The organism is Staphylococcus sp. HMSC035D11 (genome assembly GCF_001836075.1).
Taxonomy (GTDB): domain Bacteria; phylum Bacillota; class Bacilli; order Staphylococcales; family Staphylococcaceae; genus Staphylococcus; species Staphylococcus hominis.
In genome coordinates this window covers 91723-106183 of sequence record NZ_KV827285.1, presented here as the reverse complement: position 1 = coordinate 106183, position 14461 = coordinate 91723, and the positions used below count along the sequence as shown (strand labels likewise).

The 14461-nt window shown below is 31.1% G+C and carries 13 protein-coding genes and 1 pseudogene; 9 read left to right on the top strand and 5 right to left on the bottom strand.

Going from position 1 to position 14461, the window contains the following annotated elements:
* Nucleotides 1-202: 202 nt before the first annotated feature.
* On the bottom strand, nucleotides 203-700 hold the full coding sequence (locus HMPREF2647_RS10430) for a GNAT family N-acetyltransferase (RefSeq protein WP_017175155.1): 498 nt from the start codon (nucleotides 698-700) through the stop codon (nucleotides 203-205).
* Nucleotides 701-1134: 434 nt separating this feature from the next.
* Between HMPREF2647_RS10430 and HMPREF2647_RS11645 the strand changes: the two genes are divergently transcribed.
* The 5 genes from HMPREF2647_RS11645 to HMPREF2647_RS10410 all read left to right on the top strand — a co-directional run bounded on the left by HMPREF2647_RS11645 (nucleotide 1135) and on the right by HMPREF2647_RS10410 (nucleotide 4275).
* On the top strand, nucleotides 1135-1287 hold the full coding sequence (locus HMPREF2647_RS11645) for a TetR/AcrR family transcriptional regulator (protein ID WP_229716404.1): 153 nt from the start codon (nucleotides 1135-1137) through the stop codon (nucleotides 1285-1287).
* A 9-nt stretch (nucleotides 1288-1296) separates the two neighbouring features.
* Entirely contained in the window at nucleotides 1297-1518 is a 222-nt protein-coding gene (locus HMPREF2647_RS11545) for a hypothetical protein (RefSeq protein WP_229716406.1), read from the top strand.
* A gap of 591 nt (nucleotides 1519-2109) precedes the next feature.
* On the top strand, nucleotides 2110-2892 hold the full coding sequence (locus tag HMPREF2647_RS10420; protein ID WP_070860081.1) for a hypothetical protein: 783 nt from the start codon (nucleotides 2110-2112) through the stop codon (nucleotides 2890-2892).
* Nucleotides 2893-3247: 355 nt separating this feature from the next.
* Nucleotides 3248-3631, top strand: coding sequence for a hypothetical protein (locus tag HMPREF2647_RS10415; RefSeq protein ID WP_002488496.1), 384 nt, complete (start codon nucleotides 3248-3250; stop codon nucleotides 3629-3631).
* A gap of 11 nt (nucleotides 3632-3642) precedes the next feature.
* Nucleotides 3643-4275 carry a hypothetical protein gene (locus HMPREF2647_RS10410; RefSeq protein WP_037541471.1) on the top strand — a complete coding sequence of 211 codons (633 nt, stop codon included), beginning with the start codon at nucleotides 3643-3645 and terminating at the stop codon, nucleotides 4273-4275.
* A 138-nt stretch (nucleotides 4276-4413) separates the two neighbouring features.
* Here HMPREF2647_RS10410 and arsC read toward each other — a convergent pair whose 3' ends face one another.
* From arsC to HMPREF2647_RS10395, 3 genes are read right to left on the bottom strand one after another with little or no spacing between them, the layout of a single operon-like run.
* Entirely contained in the window at nucleotides 4414-4809 is a 396-nt protein-coding gene (arsC, locus tag HMPREF2647_RS10405; RefSeq protein WP_070860079.1) for an arsenate reductase (thioredoxin), read from the bottom strand.
* Nucleotides 4810-4827: 18 nt separating this feature from the next.
* On the bottom strand, nucleotides 4828-6120 hold the full coding sequence (arsB, locus tag HMPREF2647_RS10400; RefSeq protein ID WP_176746926.1) for an arsenite efflux transporter membrane subunit ArsB: 1293 nt from the start codon (nucleotides 6118-6120) through the stop codon (nucleotides 4828-4830).
* Nucleotides 6117-6434 carry an ArsR/SmtB family transcription factor gene (locus HMPREF2647_RS10395; RefSeq protein WP_070860075.1) on the bottom strand — a complete coding sequence of 106 codons (318 nt, stop codon included), beginning with the start codon at nucleotides 6432-6434 and terminating at the stop codon, nucleotides 6117-6119. Before HMPREF2647_RS10395 ends, arsB begins: the two co-directional genes overlap by 4 nt.
* Nucleotides 6435-6699: 265 nt before the next feature.
* Here HMPREF2647_RS10395 and HMPREF2647_RS10390 point away from each other — a divergent pair, with 265 nt between their 5' ends.
* The 4 genes and pseudogenes from HMPREF2647_RS10390 (at nucleotide 6700) to HMPREF2647_RS10370 (ending at nucleotide 12155) form a co-directional block, all read left to right on the top strand.
* Nucleotides 6700-8760: a heavy metal translocating P-type ATPase gene (locus HMPREF2647_RS10390; protein ID WP_070860072.1), complete on the top strand. Its 2061-nt coding sequence runs from the start codon at nucleotides 6700-6702 to the stop codon at nucleotides 8758-8760.
* A 14-nt stretch (nucleotides 8761-8774) separates the two neighbouring features.
* Nucleotides 8775-10208: a multicopper oxidase family protein gene (locus tag HMPREF2647_RS10385; RefSeq protein WP_070860070.1), complete on the top strand. Its 1434-nt coding sequence runs from the start codon at nucleotides 8775-8777 to the stop codon at nucleotides 10206-10208.
* Nucleotides 10209-10227: 19 nt separating this feature from the next.
* Nucleotides 10228-10710 carry a YdhK family protein gene (locus HMPREF2647_RS10380; protein ID WP_070860068.1) on the top strand — a complete coding sequence of 161 codons (483 nt, stop codon included), beginning with the start codon at nucleotides 10228-10230 and terminating at the stop codon, nucleotides 10708-10710.
* A 301-nt stretch (nucleotides 10711-11011) separates the two neighbouring features.
* Nucleotides 11012-12155: pseudogene (locus HMPREF2647_RS10370) on the top strand (IS3 family transposase).
* Nucleotides 12156-12289: 134 nt separating this feature from the next.
* On the opposite strand, the gene HMPREF2647_RS10365 reads toward HMPREF2647_RS10370, so the two are convergent.
* Nucleotides 12290-14377, bottom strand: a complete 2088-nt coding sequence (locus HMPREF2647_RS10365) for a YheC/YheD family protein (RefSeq protein WP_070860067.1) — start codon at nucleotides 14375-14377, stop codon at nucleotides 12290-12292.
* Nucleotides 14378-14461 lie beyond the last annotated feature (84 nt).

Sequence of the window (14461 nt, the reverse complement as noted above, 5' to 3'; positions counted from 1 at the left end):
TAATATAGAAATTGTCTTTTTTATAATTTTTTGATTATTTTCAGATCAATTGAGCTGCTACTTTTCTTATATTGAGTGCCATTCATACAAATCCAAATTCTCTTTTAATTTTATTTATTCCTCTAATGGATATTCGAATGAAACCCGTTCTAGTAATTTAGTTTTGAACCTACCTAAATAAATATATGAGTTATTTTTTATGCTACAAAATATATTCAGATTTCAATAATGACATAAAATAGGCATCTTTATATTTACCTTTAGTGTAGAATTGTTCTTTGAGTAATCCTTCAGTTTTAAATCCTTGTGACTCGTATATATGCACAGCTTTTTTGTTATCTGTATCAACATATAGATAAATTTTGTGCATGTTTAATATATCGAATGCATAATTTATCGCTTTTTCGAATGCGAATTTTGCATAACCTTTACCACTGAACTCAGGTTTAATAATTATTTGTATTTCACAATTACGATGGATGTAATTAATTTCTACTAATTCAACAATCCCTACGACTTGATTTTCATCTTCAACGATAAAACGTCTTTCCGATTCATCTAATAAATGCTTATCAAATAAATACTGAAGTTCCGTTAAGGATTCATAAGGTTCTTCAAACCAATAAGCCATAATAGAATATTCATTATTTAATTCATGAACAAAAAGTAAATCACTATACTCTAATGCTCTTAGTTTCATAATTCCACTCCCAAAATTTTCTCATATATTTGCATTATAAATATAAATAACGAATAAGTCATCATTCACTGTGAACACTTTATTTTAACAATTAATTCATCACATACTAATTCTCATTTTCTTGTTATTCTCGATTGATTACTCTTACTATGAAACCTATAAAATTCTCATATTTGATTGTATTAAGAATAAATATATTAATAGTAATAATAAAAAAATAAATAATAAGGCTTCCCTCACCGTAAAAGTGAAGGATGCTCTAGTTTTATTGTAAGTAGTATGATATTCATTTTAATAGAGATTGGTTAATAATTGCCTGTAAATCATTGTTAAGTATCGTTGGAAATAAAACATTAAATAAGGAAAGGGATATTAAGTTTGACACGGGGACCAAAAAAAATTAGAAGTGATGCAGACGAAATAAAAATATAATTATGTCATCAACAATTGAGTTATCACATAGCAATATAGATATTACAGAAATGAAGATGTCAGATATTGCTAAACATGCTAGTGTAGGTGGGGGGACATTATATCGACATTTTGAGAGCAAGGCACGTCTATGCGAATCAGTTATGGACAAGTAGGTTGAAGCTATGTTTCAAGAAATTGATACGTATTTAGAAAAACATAAAAATAATTCTCCTTATCAACGTGTTTTTGGAATTTTAAGCTATTTTTTGAATTTAAAAGAGACAAACTTTACAATTCTATCGTTTATTAAAAAGTCATCAAACCCTGCTGGATCCTTAATCCATATTCCATTTTATCATTCACTAGCTGATTTGATTAAATTGCAATTAAAAAAAGAATATTGAAAGTCTTGACTTTAAGGTTGATGTAATGCTCAATTGTTTTTCTTCAGACTTCTACTATTACTCAAAACATACACAGAAATTGTCTAGAACGGAATTTTTAGAACAAGTTTTAAACTTTATTTTTAAGTGAACATTGGATTCAAGAAATAGAAATATAAATTTTACAGATTTAGAAAAATATATTGAAATTGGTAAAAATGATAGAAATAGTTATTCTAAAAATAGGTCATGACGTGATATTTGTGAGAGTGAAAGAAGAACACATGAAAAATAAATAATCTAACCCAAAATATAATTAACAGGTAGAGATAAATTTTATACAACTCAATAGAATTTGTCTTTTTTCACGTATTCAGAAACTTTACATTTCAGATTCCGCAATAACTAATAATTACGTTTCTGTCTTTCAATAAGATGATTAGTTAGTGATACAATAAATTCATATAAAAAAGTATGAGAACCATTAAAATACATATAAGTATAAAAAAACGCATCATTAACTGATACGTAAAAGTATCCCACAAAAGCAATAAAAAAATAGATTGTGTGATATATTATAAACTTACTTATTAAATAAAGGAGAAATGGGTAATGATGATGTTTCGTGAAGCACTGATATGGATAGTGCTTCTCATATTTAACTTAATAAACACGTTTTTAGTACTTGTGGGAAAATCATCATTGTTCAAGGTTCCACTTTGGAGTACATGGTTAGTTTGGGGAATAGTTACTATAATTATAGTAGGCGTTTTGCTTTTTAGAAAACATTTACAAAAAAAGCATTCACTCATTAATAAACGTCTCAATAATAATAAAGATTTTGAAGCGGGAGAATTCTTTGTACAAATGCCTTTATATATCATTGAGAATCAAAGCAATGTGATATATGGTAACGAAACAATAACGTATAAACCCGTTTTTGTTAATATATTTCATAAATTATTGAGTCTCTTTGGTATTCAAACAAAATATAGTATATATATGACTTCTAGTGAGAACGATGTAAAAATAATTCGTAAACATGGGGTAGCGAATAGACATCAATATACGATGTATTTGAATAATGAAGAAGTAGGTACACTTGAGATGAAACAGTTCTTTAAAAGTGGGGGAAAGCAACAAATTCCTTACACGTTTAATTACAAATCTGAGGTGTTTGATGTAAGCAATCCATTTTTTAGTAATGAAACCAAAATTACATTTGAGAATGACGTAGTATTAACCGCAAAGCGTAGTTTTTTAGATATTTCAAAAAGCAAGCGAACTAAAAAAAGAGGCGAAAAACACACTATACACATTCACAGCACTAGAGTAGAGAAAGAAATATTACTAGCCATTTACTTACAATGTGTGATCAATAAGCAAACACAATAAGTGAAGTATAGCGATAGTATAAGGCGACCCGTATATTAGCGAATAAAGATTTTAGTACAAATATACCCTATGATCATAACGGCTAAAAAAGATAGTGAAGGTAATAAAACAAACCATATTGACATAGCTATCTCTCCTTACTCATCATATTTTGTATTTAAAAGTTAAACTTATAAGTAAAAGTGATCGATGATTTTAAATATAGTTTAACAAAAATAATTAAAAATGAAATAACTCACAATTGATATATTAAAATGTATATAAAAGTGTTAAAGATAAAATAAGTTATGTATCACTCACTTGGAAATGAATGGACTAAGAATGTTACAATGCAAATGAGTAGAGGAGGGTGTTTATGAGAAAGATAATATTATTAGCTAGTCTATTGGGTTTATCCTTTATTTTAGCGGCTTGCGGAACATCAGGAGAGCAGAAAGAACCTTCTAAAGATAGTCAAAAGTCAGAGAAATATACATATGAGTATTATGAAGTGCTAAATAATGGTTCAGAAGATACACCCAATGTGGAAATAAAATATAAAGATAAAAATGGTAAATCACATTTACAAAAGACGGATTTAGAACACGTTTATGAACATATTTTAAATGATGGAAATAAAAAGCCTTATATAATTAAAGATGGCAAAAAGATTCATGTCTATCGTCCACCATATATGATTTATGGCGATGACGATATTGAAGGACAAGTTACTGCTAAAGATGAAGTGTCTAAAGAGTAAGAGGTGAGTGGGTGAAGTATAAAGTATTAAAAATGATAAGTATAATGATAATCTTTAATGTGACTTCGCTTTGTATATTGTCTACAAATTTAGAAGCTGTAACCTCAAGCACTAGTAGCTCAAGTTCGAGTAGTAGTTCGTCATCTTCTGCGGTTAGAAGTTCAACGTCTTCAAGTTCGTCAATGAGTCGTTCAAGTACAATGAATGCTTCACGAGTTGCAAAACAATCAAGTCAGCGTGCAGCTCAACAAGCTAGTCGAACAAATAGTATTACATATAATAACAAGACATCAAAATTCAAACAAGACACTGGTAAAATTCAGTCTCAACAAGCACGATCAATGGTGTCTACAAGACATCGATATAGACCAGGAGCTTCATATACGTCACAATTTATGGCCACTTCATATTATAATAATTGGTTATATTTTTATTTTATTACATCCGGTATGTATAAAAATAAAACCAATCGTGTTGAATACCAAAAAAATATGTTGAAACAACAAATGAAAGCGCATGAGAAATTATATACCATTACCGTTCAAACTAATAAAGGCAAACGTTTAGTTGTTGTCCCGAAAAAGCAATACGATAAAATTAAAACCGGTGAGAAAGTGAAAATTAAAAATAGTGTATTGCAATAACTCACATTGAGTCGTTCAACGTTCTTAATAGAAGGGAATTTTAATAAAGTTAAAGTGTGCTCATCATTTTAAAACTCTGTAATCGTCTAAAATGGCATATTAAAAAAAGCGTCTCAATGATATTGAGACGCTTAAAATTTATCTAGCCTTAAATGAGTCAATGGCTGCTTTGATTTCATCTCTAACACGTTGGAATTCTGACCAAGGTTTGCCTGCTGGATCATCAAATCCCCAATGTTCTTTTTTTACACTCGGCGGCAATATAGGACAATTCTTGTCAGCATCACTACATAAAGTTACTACTAAATCAGATTGATGTAGTATATTTTGGTCAATTAAATTAGAAGTATGATTTGATATATCAATTCCAACTTCTTTCATCGCTTCGATTGCTTTTGGATTGACACCGTGTGCCTCAATACCGCCAGAATATACTTGCCATTCATCACCTAAGATGTTCTTAGCCCAACCTTCAGCCATTTGACTACGGCATGAATTACCTGTACATATAAAGTAAATTGTTTTTTTATCCATAAATAGTCTCCTCTTTTTTTAGAAAATAATAAGTGTTAGATATAACCCTAACAGTGTGATAAATAATACCGGAATCGTTATAATAATACCGATTTTAAAGTATTGTCCCCAAGAAATTTTAACACCTTTTTGAGTAAGCACATGTAACCAGAGAAGTGTTGCTAACGAACCAATTGGTGTTATTTTAGGTCCTAAATCAGATCCGATAACATTCGCATAAATCATGCCTTCCTTGAGTATGCTTGTTGTTTGAGATTGACCAATCGCTATTGCATCTATTAAAACAGTTGGCATGTTGTTCATAATGGATGAAAGGAATGCAGCTATAAAGCCCATGCCCATGATACTACTAAATAAGCCGTAATTTGAAATATTTGTTAGTACATCACTAAGAAGCGTTGTGATGCCCACATTTTTTAGACCAAATACCACAAGATACATACCAATAGAGAATAAAACAATATTCCATGGCGCACCTTTAATTACTTGTTTCGTATGCACAGCCTTAGACTTACGTGCTAATAATACAAATATTAAAGCAATGATACCAGCAATAATTGATACTGGAATATTTATAAACTCACTTATTAAATAACCAACTAGCAATACAGTGAGTACAATCCATGAGATATGAAAAAGCTTTTTGTCCTTAATCGCTTCTTTTGGTTCTCTAATATTTACTGCATCAAATTTTCTTGGGATAGACTTTCTAAAATAAAGCCATAAGACAAGAATACTTGCGATTAAAGAGAATATATTAGGTATAATCATTTTACTGAAGTACTCAACAAATCCAATATCAAAGTAATCAGCAGAAACAATATTAACTAAATTACTAACAATTAATGGAAGAGACGTAGTATCTGCGATAAAACCACTAGCAATAATAAATGGGAATATCGCTTTTTTATCAAATCCTAAACTACGTACCATTGCTAAAACAATAGGCGTCAGTATTAAAGCCGCACCATCATTTGCGAAGAAGGCTGCTACAACTGAACCTAAGAGCATGATAAAGATAAACATTTTCAAGCCATTACCCTTTGATGCTCTTACCATATGTATGGCAGACCATTCAAAGAATCCAATTTCATCTAATATGAGTGAAATAAGAATAACTGCAACAAAAGTTAAAGTCGCATTCCAAACAATGCCTGTAACTTCAATAACATCCGAGAGACTAACAACGCCTGTAATAATGGCGATAATAGCACCAATCAATGCTGTAATACCAATATCTAAACCCTTAGGTTGCCAAATAACAAACATAAGAGTTAAAAGAAAAATAATAATCGCTAAAATAGTCATTATTTACATTCACCTGTCTTTATCTTTTTACACATACATTGTTGAGTAGGAGAACTAATATAAGTTAATTTTTTGTTGATCAATTCTAAGGACTTATGATTAAGGCGGTACATGCGCTTAGTACCGTCTTTTCGTGTAGATACTAATTCATTATCTACTAGAATTTTCATATGATGACTTAATGTAGGTTGTGAAAATTGAAAATACGCTAATAAATCACAAGCACATAATTCACCGCAAGATAATAAGTCTAATATTTCTAATCGACTTGGATCTGATAAAACTTTTAATTGTAATGATAGTTCCTTATAAGACATATGTATGTCATCCCTCCTTTATTATAGAATATCATCTATATAGACAAATATCTATATAGATGATACTTTTTGCAATAATACATTTAATTAAAGCTTTGTTTTAAACATCGATGACAAGCTCTAATGTAAGACGTGTAGACATCATTTTCAGAATGATATAAATAAATCCATAAATGGAGATAAATCGAAACTATTTATACCCCATGGGGGTATATGTTATAGTATAAATAGTTTTACTATAACATTTTTATTAGGAGGGGTTAATTTGAATAATAATGGTGAAGCGCATAATCATCAAAATCACATGAATCATTCCAATCAAATGCATCATGATAACCATGCCTCACATCATCATAGTGGCCATGCACATCATCATGGAAATTTTAAAGTTAAGTTTTTTGTTTCATTAATTTTTGCAATACCTATCATTCTTTTATCGCCATTGATGGGTGTTAACTTACCTTTTCAATTCACATTTCCAGGTTCTGAATGGGTAGTGTTAATATTAAGTACAATTTTATTCTTTTATGGTGGTAAACCGTTCTTGTCTGGTGGTAAAGATGAAATTGCTGAAAAAAAACCAGGCATGATGACCTTAGTTGCTCTAGGTATTTCAGTAGCTTATATTTATAGCTTGTATGCTTTTTATATGAATAACTTTAGTAGTGCAACTGGTCATACAATGGACTTTTTTTGGGAATTAGCAACCTTAATTTTAATTATGCTATTAGGACATTGGATAGAAATGAATGCTGTCGGAAATGCTGGAGATGCTTTAAAGAAAATGGCAGAACTATTACCTAATAGTGCGATTAAAGTTATGGATAATGGCCAACGCGAAGAAGTTAAAATATCAGACATCATGACTGATGATATCGTCGAAGTAAAAGCCGGAGAAAGCATTCCAACAGATGGTATTATCGTTCAAGGACAAACATCTATAGATGAATCCCTAGTCACTGGAGAATCTAAAAAAGTCCAAAAAAATCAAAATGACAACGTCATCGGGGGTTCTATTAATGGGTCTGGAACAATACAAGTCAAGGTTACAGCTGTGGGAGAAGATGGATATCTTTCTCAAGTTATGGGACTTGTTAATCAAGCACAAAATGATAAATCTAGTGCTGAATTGTTATCTGATAAAGTAGCGGGTTATTTATTCTACTTTGCTGTAATTGTTGGCGTGATTTCGTTTATTGTCTGGATGCTCATTCAAAATGATGTTGATTTTGCATTAGAACGTCTTGTAACTGTGTTAGTCATTGCTTGTCCACATGCTTTAGGCTTGGCAATACCTTTAGTCACTGCACGTTCTACTTCAATTGGTGCACATAATGGTTTAATTATTAAAAATAGAGAGTCTGTAGAAATAGCTCAACATATCGATTATGTAATGATGGATAAAACTGGTACTTTAACTGAGGGTAACTTTTCTGTGAATCATTATGAGAGCTTTAAAAATGATTTGAGTAATGATACAATATTAAGCCTTTTCGCCTCATTAGAAAGTCAATCTAATCACCCATTAGCTATAAGTATTGTTGATTTTGCGAAAAGTAAAAATGTTTCATTTACTAATCCACAAGACGTTAATAATATTCCAGGTGTCGGATTAGAAGGTCTAATTGATAATAAAACATATAAAATAACAAATGTCTCTTATCTTGATAAACATAAACTTAATTATGACGATGACTTGTTTACTAAATTAGCTCAACAAGGTAATTCAATCAGCTATTTAATTGAGGATCAACAAGTCATTGGCATGATTGCTCAAGGAGATCAAATTAAAGAAAGCTCAAAACAAATGGTAGCTGATTTACTATCAAGACATATTACACCAGTCATGCTTACAGGTGACAATAATGAAGTGGCACACGCTGTCGCAAAAGAATTAGGTATTAGTGATGTCCACGCACAACTCATGCCAGAAGATAAGGAAAGCATTATAAAAGATTATCAACGTAGTGGTAAAAAAGTCATGATGGTCGGAGACGGTATCAACGATGCGCCGAGTCTTATAAGAGCCGATATTGGTATAGCAATTGGTGCAGGCACAGATGTTGCAGTGGATTCAGGTGATGTCATACTTGTTAAAAGTAATCCATCAGATATCATTCATTTCTTGACTCTTTCAAATAATACTATGAGAAAAATGGTGCAAAACTTATGGTGGGGTGCAGGTTATAATATTGTTGCTGTACCTTTAGCAGCTGGCGCATTAGCTTTTATCGGGTTAATATTATCACCAGCTGTAGGAGCAATATTAATGTCTTTAAGTACAGTTATAGTAGCGATTAATGCTTTTACATTAAAATTAAAATAAAAGAGGTAAACCTTATGTATAATAAAGTTTTTGCAATTTTAATTATAATTTTTTCCATAATAATTATTGCGTCTAATGATACTTTCGCAGAAAGTAAGAATGATATGATGAATATGAAAGAAGATAAGAAAAATACAATGGATATGACAAATATGAAACATCATGACGAAAGAAAGAAATTAAATTCTTCACAAGGAAAAAATGAAATAATATTTCCTAAAGTTGCAGAGTCAAAAAAAGATAACAATGGTTATAAAAATTATACATTAAAAGCTCAGGAAGGAAAGACAGAGTTTTACAAAAATAATTTTTCTAATACTCTAGGCTACAATGGAAATTTACTTGGACCAACTTTAAAATTAAAAAAAGGAGATAAAGTTAAAATTAAGTTAATAAATAACTTAGATGAAAATACAACATTTCATTGGCATGGATTAGAAGTAAATGGAAAAGTGGATGGAGGGCCTTCTCAGATTATAAAACCAGGAAAAGAAAAAACTATAAAATTTGAGGTTAATCAAGATTCTGCTACGTTATGGTATCACCCCCACCCCTCTCCAAATACAGCTAAACAAGTTTATAATGGCTTATCAGGATTATTATATATAGAAGATAGTAAAAAGAATAATTATCCTAGTAATTATGGAAAAAATGATTTGCCTATAATAATCCAAGATAAAACATTTGTATCTAAAAAATTAAATTATTCAAAAACGAAAGACGAAGATGGCACTCAAGGTGATACTGTTCTTGTGAACGGAATAGTAAACCCCAAACTGACAACAAAAGAAGAGAAAATACGTTTGAGACTTTTAAATGGTTCTAATGCTCGAGATTTAAATCTTAAGCTAAGTAATAATCAAAGTTTTGAGTATATTGCTTCAGATGGCGGTCAATTAAAAAACGCTAAAAAATTAAAAGAAATTAATTTAGCTCCTTCAGAAAGAAAAGAAATAGTAATAGATTTATCTAAAATGAAAGGCGAGAAAATCAGTCTGGTTGATAATGATAAAACTGTAATTTTACCGATTAGTAACAAAGAGAAAAGTTCTAACAAAGGTAATACACCAAAAGTAAGTAAAAAAATAAAATTAGAAGGTATGAATGATCATGTTACCATTAATGGTAATAAATTCGATCCTAACAGAATAGATTTTACACAAAAGTTAAACCAGAAAGAAGTATGGGAAATTGAAAATGTCAAAGATAAAATGGGTGGTATGAAACATCCTTTCCACATCCATGGAACGCAATTTAAAGTTTTATCTGTGGATGGTGAGAAACCTCCAAAAGATATGAGGGGTAAAAAGGATGTTATATCTTTGGAACCTGGACAAAAAGCTAAAATAGAGGTTGTATTTAAAAATACTGGAACATACATGTTTCACTGTCATATACTTGAGCATGAAGATAATGGAATGATGGGTCAAATAAAAGTAACAAACTAATCAATAGGGAGATTTTAATATGGTGAAAAAAGATAAAGACACTAATGACCAAAAAAGTGAGAGCCATATGAAGCATAATGATGAAAGTAAAGTTCCTGAAGATATGAAATCGACGAATGAGGGTGAATTTAAAGTGGGAGATAAAGTAACGATTATAGCAGGACATATGCCAGGGATGAAAGGTGCAGAAGCTACTGTAAAAGGTGCGTATAAAACATATGCCTATGTTGTAAGTTATAAACCCACAAATGGCAATGAAAAAGTAAACAATCATAAATGGGTCGTAAACGAAGAAATCAAAGATGCACCTAAAGATGGATTTAGTAAGGGCGATACTGTTAAATTAGAAGCAAATCATATGTCTGGTATGAAAGGTGCTACAGCCAATATAGATAACGTGAAGAAGACTACTGTTTACGTGGTTGATTACAAATCCAAAGATAATGGTAAAATCATTAAAAATCATAAATGGATGACAGGAAATGAGCTGAAAGCACGATAAAAATCTAGTTCTAGATTGAGAAATAAATAGATATAAAAATATCCTCCTTAATCAATAATTTAAATAACTTATTATTGTTAAGGAGGATATTTTTTAGTGTGTAAATTAAAAAGAATTTTAGAAGAATAACATTTATCAAAAAACTGTTCATTACCTTATTAATTGAAATTATATAATTAAAAACCGCATCATTAACTAATACGCAGAAGGAACTGACCTAAAAAAATGAGACAAATAAAAACACCTTTCGTTGAAAATAGGGTATAGAACCTTATGAAATCAATTTGGAGGTGTTTTTTCTATGGCGACGAGAGTAAGTTATCCAGCAGAAGTGAAAATGAAAGCTATTGAAATGAGATTGGCCGGTGTTCCTGTGAAGCAAGTAATGGAAGAACTATGCATCCGTAATGTAACGTAACTCAAAACATGGATGAAATGGTATCGTAATGGCGAACTTCATCGCTTCCAACAGCCTGTTGGAAAGCAATACACGTATGGAAAGTACCAGAAAATGAAAGTGAAACAGCTGAACTTCAAGCAGAAAATCGGTATTTGCGACAACAGGTAGATATTTTAAAAAAGTACAGAGACTTGGAGAGGACGTGGTACCAAAAGTAGTGGTTCAGTTATCAGCTAGTAGAAGAGTTAAAAGAAGTAATGACGGTAAGTAAAGTGTGCCTGCACTTAGGAGTAGCCCGATCTACATACTATCGTTGGCGTAAAACAGCTAATCAGCACACACAAAAAGAAGAACGAGACCAACAGATTGGCGACTTGTGTAAAAAGAATAAATTTCATTATGGCTATCGAATGATTGCCAGTCTATACCATGGTGTAAGTGAGAAAACGGTACAACGTGTCATGCAGAAGAACGGTTGGCAGTGCCGTGTTAAATTGAAAAAACGCAAGCGAACAGGATAACCTGCATATGTAGCACCCAATATCGTATCACGTGATTTCACGGCTATACAGCCTCTCGAAAGATTAGTGACTGATATTACGTACTTGCCTTTTGGTCAATCTATGATGTATCTTTCGAGTATAAAGGATCTATGCAATGGTGAAATCGTTACACTATTGGATCTACACAAGATACAGCCTTCGTATTGGATACCCTAAATCAACTAGCAGAGCTACCAGAGGGCTGTATTCTTCATAGTGATCAAGGTTCTGTTTATACGTCTTATGCTTATCAAAAAACAGTCAAAAAGAAAGGAATTACCATGAGTATGTCCCGTAAAGGCACGCCCGCTGATAATTCTCTCATCGAAACGTTTCACTCCTCGCTAAAGTCTGAAACGTTATACCTCGACGAAATCTATCGCACAACAAATGCTTGTGTAATACAAATTGTCGAAGAGTATATTGACTATTATAACTATATCCGTATTCAAAAGAAACTAAACAGCCAGTTGCCAGTACAATACCGACAAAAGGCTGTTTAGAGGGTGTTTTATTATTGTCTCAAAAATGACAGGCAGTGCCATGAGAAGATTGATGAATTTCTTTATTGCTAAGTTCATTTATTAAGTGTAAATCCATTGTTTCAGTCTTCTTTCAGTAGAAATTAATTGTCATACTATTTTTTATTAATCTCAGACAAATATTTTGCATAACCGATTGCTCTTTTTGCAACATCAAATTCATAATAGAGAAATCCTGGTCTTCTTAAATTGAGTTCTAAAAGATAGATATGTCCATTCTCATCAATTGCAAAATCTATTCCTATCTCACTTATTTTCGTCTTAAATAATTTTTCAAATAAGTCAGTGAATCTTCTAGATAACCAGCGCATTTTTTTATTAATAGTTTCATAATTTTCATCGCCATAATTACGCTTTATGAAACCTTCCCACAGACCTGTATAACCTCCCAGTTTCATTGGCGTCATTTTCTCAAATTCAATCCCAATTCTCGGTAAAATCACAACGATTTCCCACTTATTATTGTAGTTCCGCATTAGATGCGATCTGATATCAAATGCTTGATAATCCTTAGTACGACTCATAATATACTTCTGGACAACATAAGCATTCTTATCTATAGTTTTATTCAGCCATTGTTCAAAGTCTTCTTGATTCATACTTAATTCTTTATTTTTATATACAATTCTGTAGTTTTTGTCACTTAATTCAATATAATATAAATCATTACCCATCAGACCAATCTGGGGCTTTATGATAATCTTCTTATATTTTTTAATAAATTTAATTGTTTCATTAGTATTTTGATAATAAATATAAGGAATTATATATTCTGCTAAAGAACCTTCTTCTTTAAATTTGTCATACACCTCAATTTTATTTAAAGAACCTCCAAATGCATTATGAGTTAAAGGGATGTGACTCAAGGTATCATAGATTTTCTTATATTTTTTTCTTCCCACCAGTCGAATACGATCATATACAACATCAATATCTTGGATATATGAATATTCTTTAGTTTCCCATTTATGATTTATGTATGTTTTTCCATGAATTATTTTATTTCCATAATCAATGTCATCAGGTGTGAAATAGAAAAACTCACAATTATACATACTTGCTGCAGCGACACATGCCATTTTTAATTTGCTGATACCTTTAGACGGTGACAACATAGCAATAACCGGTTTCTTATTTTCATTTTTTACAATCTGATTTACCGTTAACTTATTTTTTTCTTGCAATGCTAAATATTTCGCATACTTCATGGCAACTTCCTGAGCGTCAAGCTCAAACATTGTACATCCTGGAAATGAGTTGACTTCAAATAGCCAAAGCTTCCCATTTTCATCAATACCAATATCTAAACCTAAAGCATCTAACTCATAATCATATCCCTTTTGAAAATATACTGGAAATTCTTTAGCAAGTTTTCTTAATTCGTCGAGTATCACTTTCCATTTTTCAGCAAAATTGTATTTAAGGAATGGGACAATTTTTGCAATTGATCCTCCCTGACTGAGATTACTTTCAACACTTCTGCCGCTTCCAATTCGCGGATAAATTTTTACACTTTGCCAATTACCCCCTTCTCCCCGTCTTACATGAATCCGTATATCAAAAGGAAGACTTGATTTAGTCACTGAAGAAATATACTTCTGAACAATATAATTTTTATTTGTAAGTTCATATATGTATTTTTCAACTTCTGTTTCATTATATGTATTTATATTTTCGGCGGCCCTTATTGTATATTTATCATCTTTCTTTTCTATATAAATAATTCCTTTACCGCGGTTTCCACCGGAAGGTTTTATAATTATTCTCGAGTGTACACTCAGCATTTCCTTAACATCATTGATATTTTTCAAGTCTCTATAAGGGATTACTAACTCTGCATATCTTTCATTAATCAGCCTTTTGTTCACGAAATTCTTGTTTCCTATTCTGTGCATAGTAAACGGAATCGTTTTTTCAAGTTCTTGATAAATATTTTTCGATATTTTCTTTGAAGGCGAATTATCAATGACATCCGGAAATTCAGTTACCATTCTGGTCCATTCTCCATTCTTTAAAAACAATCCATTTATATTTTTATGATTTATGTCTACATCTTTTGGATTAAAAAAGAAGAAATCACAATCTAACATTTCGGCAGACAAAGCTGCTGCTTTAGCCATTGTATTTGGATTTTCAAAATGTCTAAGCATGCCTATTAAAGGTTTCTTTCTAGTGTTTTCCATTTGTAACCTCCGTTGTTAAACTTGAAATGCACATTAATATCATACCACTTATTATATATGGGTTTACAGATATTTTCAATTACA

Coding starts and splice junctions, on each gene's coding strand:
- HMPREF2647_RS10430 (WP_017175155.1), bottom strand. CDS start 700: ATGAAACTAAGAGCATTAGAGTATAGTGATTTACTTTTTGTTCATGAA.
- HMPREF2647_RS11645 (WP_229716404.1), top strand. CDS start 1,135: ATGTCATCAACAATTGAGTTATCACATAGCAATATAGATATTACAGAA.
- HMPREF2647_RS10415 (WP_002488496.1), top strand. CDS start 3,248: ATGAGAAAGATAATATTATTAGCTAGTCTATTGGGTTTATCCTTTATT.
- arsC (WP_070860079.1), bottom strand. CDS start 4,809: ATGGATAAAAAAACAATTTACTTTATATGTACAGGTAATTCATGCCGT.
- HMPREF2647_RS10365 (WP_070860067.1), bottom strand. CDS start 14,377: ATGGAAAACACTAGAAAGAAACCTTTAATAGGCATGCTTAGACATTTT.
- HMPREF2647_RS10385 (WP_070860070.1), top strand. CDS start 8,775: ATGTATAATAAAGTTTTTGCAATTTTAATTATAATTTTTTCCATAATA.
- HMPREF2647_RS10420 (WP_070860081.1), top strand. CDS start 2,110: ATGATGATGTTTCGTGAAGCACTGATATGGATAGTGCTTCTCATATTT.
- HMPREF2647_RS10380 (WP_070860068.1), top strand. CDS start 10,228: ATGGTGAAAAAAGATAAAGACACTAATGACCAAAAAAGTGAGAGCCAT.
- HMPREF2647_RS10395 (WP_070860075.1), bottom strand. CDS start 6,434: ATGTCTTATAAGGAACTATCATTACAATTAAAAGTTTTATCAGATCCA.
- HMPREF2647_RS11545 (WP_229716406.1), top strand. CDS start 1,297: ATGTTTCAAGAAATTGATACGTATTTAGAAAAACATAAAAATAATTCT.